7 protein-coding genes and 1 tRNA gene are annotated in these 6462 nt (G+C 67.1%); 3 read left to right on the top strand and 5 right to left on the bottom strand.

Going from position 1 to position 6462, the window contains the following annotated elements:
• Together ACFPZL_RS08590 and ACFPZL_RS08585 are read left to right on the top strand one after the other, a co-directional pair.
• The coding region (locus tag ACFPZL_RS08590) for a hypothetical protein (RefSeq protein ID WP_382335104.1) at positions 1 to 375 on the top strand (375 nt) is incomplete at its 5' end.
• On the top strand, positions 359 to 916 hold the full coding sequence (locus ACFPZL_RS08585; protein ID WP_218116097.1) for a hypothetical protein: 558 nt from the start codon (positions 359 to 361) through the stop codon (positions 914 to 916). The genes ACFPZL_RS08590 and ACFPZL_RS08585, both read left to right, overlap by 17 nt.
• 111 nt (positions 917 to 1027) lie before the next feature.
• Here the strand turns inward: ACFPZL_RS08585 and clpX are convergent, their stop codons facing one another.
• The 5 genes from clpX to ACFPZL_RS08560 all read right to left on the bottom strand — a co-directional run bounded on the left by clpX (position 1028) and on the right by ACFPZL_RS08560 (position 5533).
• Positions 1028 to 2302, bottom strand: a complete 1275-nt coding sequence (gene clpX, locus ACFPZL_RS08580; RefSeq protein ID WP_218116098.1) for an ATP-dependent Clp protease ATP-binding subunit ClpX — start codon at positions 2300 to 2302, stop codon at positions 1028 to 1030.
• A 103-nt stretch (positions 2303 to 2405) separates the two neighbouring features.
• Positions 2406 to 3071, bottom strand: coding sequence for an ATP-dependent Clp protease proteolytic subunit (locus ACFPZL_RS08575; RefSeq protein WP_236022112.1), 666 nt, complete (start codon positions 3069 to 3071; stop codon positions 2406 to 2408).
• 28 nt (positions 3072 to 3099) lie between these two features.
• Positions 3100 to 3684: an ATP-dependent Clp protease proteolytic subunit gene (locus ACFPZL_RS08570; protein WP_218116099.1), complete on the bottom strand. Its 585-nt coding sequence runs from the start codon at positions 3682 to 3684 to the stop codon at positions 3100 to 3102.
• Positions 3685 to 3862: 178 nt separating this feature from the next.
• Positions 3863 to 5371: a trigger factor gene (gene tig / locus ACFPZL_RS08565; protein WP_218116100.1), complete on the bottom strand. Its 1509-nt coding sequence runs from the start codon at positions 5369 to 5371 to the stop codon at positions 3863 to 3865.
• Positions 5372 to 5458: 87 nt separating this feature from the next.
• Positions 5459 to 5533: transfer RNA gene (locus ACFPZL_RS08560), tRNA-Pro, on the bottom strand.
• Between the two features lie 339 nt (positions 5534 to 5872).
• On the opposite strand from ACFPZL_RS08560, the gene ACFPZL_RS14240 reads away from it, so the two are divergent.
• Positions 5873 to 6409: an IS1/IS1595 family N-terminal zinc-binding domain-containing protein gene (locus tag ACFPZL_RS14240; RefSeq protein ID WP_452233258.1), complete on the top strand. Its 537-nt coding sequence runs from the start codon at positions 5873 to 5875 to the stop codon at positions 6407 to 6409.
• Positions 6410 to 6462: the final 53 nt, after the last annotated feature.

Here is a 6462-nt window from a genome sequence, read left to right as displayed (position 1 = left end):
CCGGATCGAGGCGGCGGACGTCCAAGAGGCGACGGTCGCCGAGATCCGCCTGGCACCGGTCGAGGTCTGATCATGCAGCTCGGTGCGCGCTGGCCGGCACGCGATGCCCCGCACCGCAGCGTGCCCGAGGCGCTGCACCCGGCGATCGCGGAACTGGAGGCGGCGCATCCGGACGCGGGCTACTGGACGCTCACCTGGCTCGAGGGTCGGCCGGTCTGCCGACTCGACGCGGGAGGGACGGGGCTCGGGCGTTCGATGCCCGGCGGATGGACCCTCTCGCTCAGCGCCGAAGGCGAGGTCGTGCGCTCGACCGACCCGTACGAGGGCGAGCAGCCCGCGGAGACGATAGAGGACGACGATGACTGGCTCGCGTGAACCCCGTTCCGGCGCGCACCCGCTGCGCACGGGCATGTGCGCGCTCGCGGTTCCGGTGCTCGCGCTGACCCTCTCGGCATGCGCCCCCGAACCCGGCTCGGTGTCGTGGGACGAGAACGGTTCCGGACCGACGGCTACGGACGAAGGCAAGCAGATCACCGGCGACGATGAGAGCGGCTGGGGCGGGGCGAACGACCAGGAAGACCCCGAACTGAAGCACGCGGAGCTGCCGGACGGCTTCCCGAGCGCGGATTTCCCCCTGCCTGAGGATGCCGTGCTCGATGACGCCGGAGCCCGGGATCCGGGTACCTGGTTCGTCGTGCTCCGGGCAGCCGACGCGTCGCAGGCGGACGATTGGTGGGATCGGATCGTTTCGGACGGCTCGTTCACCGTTCGCAAGGCGGAGAAGACGGATGACGGGGGTCGGTCGGCGATCCTCGTCGGCCCGGACCTGCACGCGAGTGCGCTCACACTGGCGCAGGACGACGGCAGCGTCCTGCTCAGCTACGACCTGAGCTACGACCCCGACGCGGTCGGCTGACACTGTGGGGCGAGCCTCACGCCCGCTGTCGTCCTGAGCGCAGAGCCGTCCTCGGCGCGGAGCCTCTGACGGCTCAGTCGCTGCGCCCTGCTCAGGCGCTGTGTCTTCCGCTCAGGCGCTGCGCTCTGCGGCGGAAGCCGCCTGCAGAACACGCGGGGGCGCCTCGCCGAGCACCGACTCGCGCGTCACGATCACCTTGGTGACGTCGTCGTTCGAGGGAACGTCGAACATCACCGGGCCGAGCACGCCCTCGAGGATCGCGCGCAGGCCGCGGGCGCCGGTCTTTCGCTCGACGGCCATCTCCGCGATGGCTTCGAGCGCGGCGTCCTCGAACTCGAGCCCGACGCCGTCGATCTCGAAGATGCGCTGGTACTGCTTGACGAGCGCGTTCTTCGGCTCCGTGAGGATGCGCACGAGCGCGGAGACGTCGAGCGGGTCCACGGTCGCCACGACCGGGAGCCGGCCGATGAACTCGGGGATCAGCCCGAACTTGTGCAGGTCCTCGGGCTGTACCTGGGAAAGCAGCTCGGCCTCATTGCGCTTGCTCGCAACGGGGGCGCCGAAGCCGATCCCGCCCTTGCCCAGACGCTGCGCGATGATGTCCTCGAGCCCGGCGAAGGCACCGGCGACGATGAAGAGGACGTTCGTCGTGTCGAGCTGCAGGAACTCCTGGTTGGGGTGCTTGCGTCCGCCCTGCGGCGGAATGGAGGCGACCGTGCCCTCGAGGATCTTGAGCAGTGCCTGTTGCACGCCCTCGCCCGAGACGTCTCGGGTGATCGACGGATTCTCGGCCTTCCGCGTGATCTTGTCGACCTCGTCGATGTAGATGATGCCGGCCTCGGCGCGCTGCACGTCGTAGTCGGCGGCCTGCAGCAGCTTGAGCAGGATGTTCTCCACGTCCTCGCCGACGTAACCGGCCTCGGTGAGTGCGGTCGCATCGGCCACGGCGAAGGGGACGTTCAGCTGACGTGCCAACGACTGCGCGAGGTAGGTCTTGCCGCAGCCGGTCGGGCCGAGCATCAGGATGTTGGACTTCGCGATCTCCACCTGATCGGCCGCGGCCTCGGCACTCGTCAGGGTACGCCCCGCCTGCACGCGCTTGTAGTGGTTGTAGACTGCGACCGCGAGCGACTGCTTGGCCCGATCCTGCCCGATCACGTACTGATCGAGGAAGGCGGAGATCTCGCGGGGCTTGTGCAGAGTGATATCGGAGGCGTCCGTCTCCGCGTTCTCGCTCAGACGTTCTTCGAGGATCTCGTTGCACAGGCCGATGCACTCGTCGCAGATATAGATCTGCGGACCGGCGATCAGCTGCTGCACTTGCTTCTGCGACTTGCCGCAGAAGGAGCACTTGAGCAGATCCCCGCTCTCCCCAATCTTCGCCATGCGAGACCCTCCTCGGTTCCGATGTGAACGAGCCTAGCTGGCACCACCGACAAAGCTCTGAACGGCACGCCGGAACCCTGCCCGGCCCCGGCGTGCCGACAGGTCAGCCGATGACGGGCTGCGGGTTCTTCCTGCTGGTGAGGACCTGGTCGACGAGACCGTACTCGAGCGCCTCCTGCGCGCTGAGGATCTTGTCCCGGTCGATATCGCGGTTGACCTCTTCTATGCTGCGCTTCGAATGCTTCGAGAGCGTCTCCTCGAGCCATTCGCGCATGCGCATGATCTCGGCGGCCTGGATCTCGATGTCGCTCGCCTGGCCGTGTCCCGCCTGCCCGGTCGACGGCTGGTGGATCAGCACGCGCGCGTTCGGGAGCGCCAGGCGCTTGCCCGGGGTCCCGCCCGCCAGCAGCACCGCCGCGGCCGAAGCCGCCTGCCCGAGGCACACGGTCTGGATGTGCGGCCGGATGTACTGCATCGTGTCGTAGATGGCCGTCATCGCGGTGAACGAGCCGCCGGGAGAGTTGATGTACATCGTGATATCGCGCTCGGGGTCCTGGCTCTCGAGGACGAGCAGCTGCGCCATCACGTCGTCGGCCGATGCGTCGTCGACCTGCACGCCGAGGAAGATGATGCGATCCTCGAAGAGCTTCGCGTAGGGATCCTGTCGCTTGAAGCCGTAGGCGGTGCGCTCCTCGAAGGAGGGCAGCACGTAGCGAGACTGCGGCATATCGCCGGCGTAGGCGCCGGACGGCATCTGAAGGGGGTTCATGTGATTTTTCTGCTTCCTGCTCGCGCCGCTACTTGCTGGTCCCGCCGCCGCCGATGACGTCGGAGGCGGAGTCGCGGATGTAATCGACGAAGCCGTACTCGAGGGCCTCCTCGGCGCTGAACCAGCGGTCGCGATCGCCGTCCGCGTTGATCTGCTCGACCGTCTTTCCGGTCTGCGCCGCGGTGATCTCGGCGAGGCGGTTCTTCATCGATACGATGAGCTGCGCCTGGGTCTGGATGTCGCTCGCGGTCCCGCCGAAGCCGCCGTGCGGCTGGTGCAGCAGCACGCGGGCGTTCGGGGTGATGTAGCGCTTGCCCTTGGTGCCGGCGGTCAACAGGAACTGGCCCATCGACGCGGCCATGCCGATGCCCACCGTGACGATGTCGTTCGGCACGAAGCTCATCGTGTCGTAGATCGCCATGCCTGCCGTGATCGAGCCGCCGGGCGAATTGATGTAGAGGTAGATGTCCGCCTCCGGATCCTCTGCGGCGAGCAGCAGGATCTTGGCGCAGATCTCATTCGCGTTCTCGTCGCGCACCTCGCTGCCGAGCCAGATGATGCGATCTTTCAGCAGGCGCTCGAACACACTGTTCGGGGGCGTCTGTTCTGCCATGGGGCGCTCCTTCTGTTGAGGTCTGATACGAGGGTACCGAGTCGGCGGAGCTGTCGCGGTCATGTTCGCTGTGGGCGGGACGCCCCTCCGGCACCGGGAGCGGCGCGAGGATGCGGAAGGCCCCCGTGCCGGAAACGTTTCCGGCACGGGGGCCTCCTCGGCGTTCAGCGCCGCGCGATCACTCGGCGGACTTCTCCGCCTCGGCCGCGGCCTTCTTGGCGGCGCGCGTCGCCGCGGCCTTCTTCGCGGCGGCGGATCGAGCCGCCTTCTTGGCGTCCTCGTCGTCAGCCGGATCGGCGTCGGCCTTCGGAGCGGCCTTCCTCTTGGCGGGGGCCTTCTTGGCCGGCTTCTCGGCTGCCTCCTCGACGATGTCCTCGGCTTCGTTGATCACCTCGGCGACCTCTTCGTCGTCCACCGCGGTGAACTCGCTGAGATCGACGGGCTTGCCCTTCTGATCGACGACCTTGGCCTTCGAGAGAGCGATCGCGAGGGCCTTGTTGCGGGTGACCTCACCGATGATGGCGCCCATCTGGTTGCCCTGGCCGAGCGCCTGCAGGAACTGCGCCGGCTCCATGCCGTACTGCTGGGCGCTCTGGAAGATGTACTGCGACAGCTCGTTCTGGGTGGGGGTCACGCCCTCGGCCTCGACGATGGCGTCGAGCAGGAGCTGCAGCGCGAGCTGCTTCTCGCTCGACTCGCGCACCTCGGCGCGGTGCTCGTCGTCCTCCAGGCGGCCCTCGTTCTCGAGGTGACGGTGCACCTCCTCCTCGACGAGCTCCTCTGAGATCGGGATCCCCGCCTTCTCGATGAGCGTGTCGATGAAGAGGTCGCGGGCCTGGCGGCCCTGCGCGAACACGGCGGCCTGGCTCGCCTGCTCGGCGAGGCTCTCGCGCAGTTCGGCGATCGTGTCGAACTCGCTGGCGAGCTGGGCGAAGTCGTCATCCGCTTCGGCGAGCTCGCGCTCCTTGACCGCGGTCACAGTCACCTCGACCTCGGCGTCGCGACCCTCGTGGTCGCCGCCCAGCAGCTGGGAGGTGAACGTCGTCGACTCGCCGGCGGTCAGCGTCTCCACTGCCTCATCGAGGCCCTGCAGCATGTTGCCCGAACCGACCTCGTACGAGACGCCGCTCGCCTGGTCGACCTCGTTGCCGTCGATGCTCGCGGTGAGGTCGAGCTCGACGAAATCGCCGGACTTCGCGGCGCGCTCGACGGTGACCAGCGTGCCGAAGCGCTCGCGCAGCTTGGTCAGCTCGTCCTCGACCGCGGTCTCGCCGACCTCGGCGTCGTCGACGGTGATCTTCAGGCCGTCGTACTTCGGCAGCTTGAACTCCGGGCGCGCCTCGACCTCGAAGACGAGGGTGAGCTCGCTCTTCGGATCCTTCACGTCGAGCCACTCCTCGACGTCGGCGGTCGGGCGGCCCATCGGCACCGTCTCGGTCTCGGCCAGGGCGGCCTGGAAGAACTCGTCCAGCGACTCGTTGACGGCCTGCTCGACGACGGCCTGGCGGCCGACGCGCTGATCGATGATCGGAGCCGGCACGCGACCCTTGCGGAAGCCGGGGATGGACACCTGCTCCGAAATGGTCTTGTAGGCCTGCTTGAGGTGCGGCTCGAGGTCGTCCATCGTGATGGCGACCGAGAGCTTCACGCGGGTCTCGTTCAGCTTCTGGGCGGTGATCTTCGGCAATTTGGCCTCTCAGTCTCTGGATCGTGCTGCGGATGCGTACCGGGTCGTACCGGAAGGCAACCAAGTGCTCTGCCGGCGCGGCCCGCGTCGGGGCGACAGGATTCGAACCTGCGACCTCCCGCTCCCAAAGCGGGCGCTCTAGCCAAGCTGAGCTACGCCCCGCAAGCAGACAACCCTGCAAGTCTAGCGGATCTCCGCACCGCCTGAGCTTTGCGCCTCAGCCGCTCGGGCAAAACTCACGCCGGATACATCCATCGCTTTCCTGCACTATTCGGCGACTTCGTGCATCGAACCGACAGCTGAATGGAGAACCGGAGGGGATGACGGGAATCGAACCCCGCCCGGCCGCTCGGTGCGACGCATCGCGTCGCGCGGCCACGGCGCGTGGCGCGAATCGGGGTTATAGGCCAAAAAGAGTGGATGGAAACCCGGTCTAGCCGCATCATCACGCCGTAAAACAGGGCCCGTCATACCCCGGCACCCTTAACTGGGCCGAACACCCTGAACACGACTCGTTGTCTGCTATGCGGGGCAAAGCTCGTGAAGAACGGGAAACACCCCTCGGGCACCCAACGGTGGAGATGCACGCAATGCGGCACCTCCTCAGTTCGCAAACGCCCCGACCTCACCCAGCGTGAGCAACTGCGTGAGTTCGTATCCTGGCTCACCGGAAAGCACTCACAGCCCGAGATCGACGGCACCCAGACCGGGCGCTCGTTCCGCCGGAGAACCGCATGGTGCTGGGAGATACACCCAGCCCTGCCGGGCTGCGACACCATCTTCCATGCCGTCATGGTCGACGGGATCTGGATCGGCTCCTGGTGCCTCCTCATCGCGCTTTCGGACACAGGACGGGTACTGGCCTGGCAATGGTGCTCCGGCGAATCGACCGCCGCATGGTCGGCCTTGCTCACGCAGATCCCCGCACCTGCGGTACTGGTCTCTGACGGCGGCAGCGGCCTGCCCTCCGCGCTCCGGCAATGCTGGCCACAGACGAGGCACCAGCGTTGCCTCTTTGTCAAGTGTCGAGTTTCGTAGAGAGTGCTTTAGTTGGTTTTGGACAGGGCAAGTGAGGGCTGACGGGTCGCCCA

It is taken from the genome of Leucobacter soli (genome assembly GCF_042659205.1).
GTDB classification, from domain to species: domain Bacteria; phylum Actinomycetota; class Actinomycetes; order Actinomycetales; family Microbacteriaceae; genus Leucobacter; species Leucobacter soli.
This window is presented reverse-complemented; position numbering and strand designations above follow the sequence as displayed.

Coding starts and splice junctions, on each gene's coding strand:
- clpX (WP_218116098.1), bottom strand. CDS start 2,302: ATGGCGAAGATTGGGGAGAGCGGGGATCTGCTCAAGTGCTCCTTCTGC.
- ACFPZL_RS08585 (WP_218116097.1), top strand. CDS start 359: ATGACTGGCTCGCGTGAACCCCGTTCCGGCGCGCACCCGCTGCGCACG.
- ACFPZL_RS08575 (WP_236022112.1), bottom strand. CDS start 3,071: ATGAACCCCCTTCAGATGCCGTCCGGCGCCTACGCCGGCGATATGCCG.
- ACFPZL_RS08570 (WP_218116099.1), bottom strand. CDS start 3,684: ATGGCAGAACAGACGCCCCCGAACAGTGTGTTCGAGCGCCTGCTGAAA.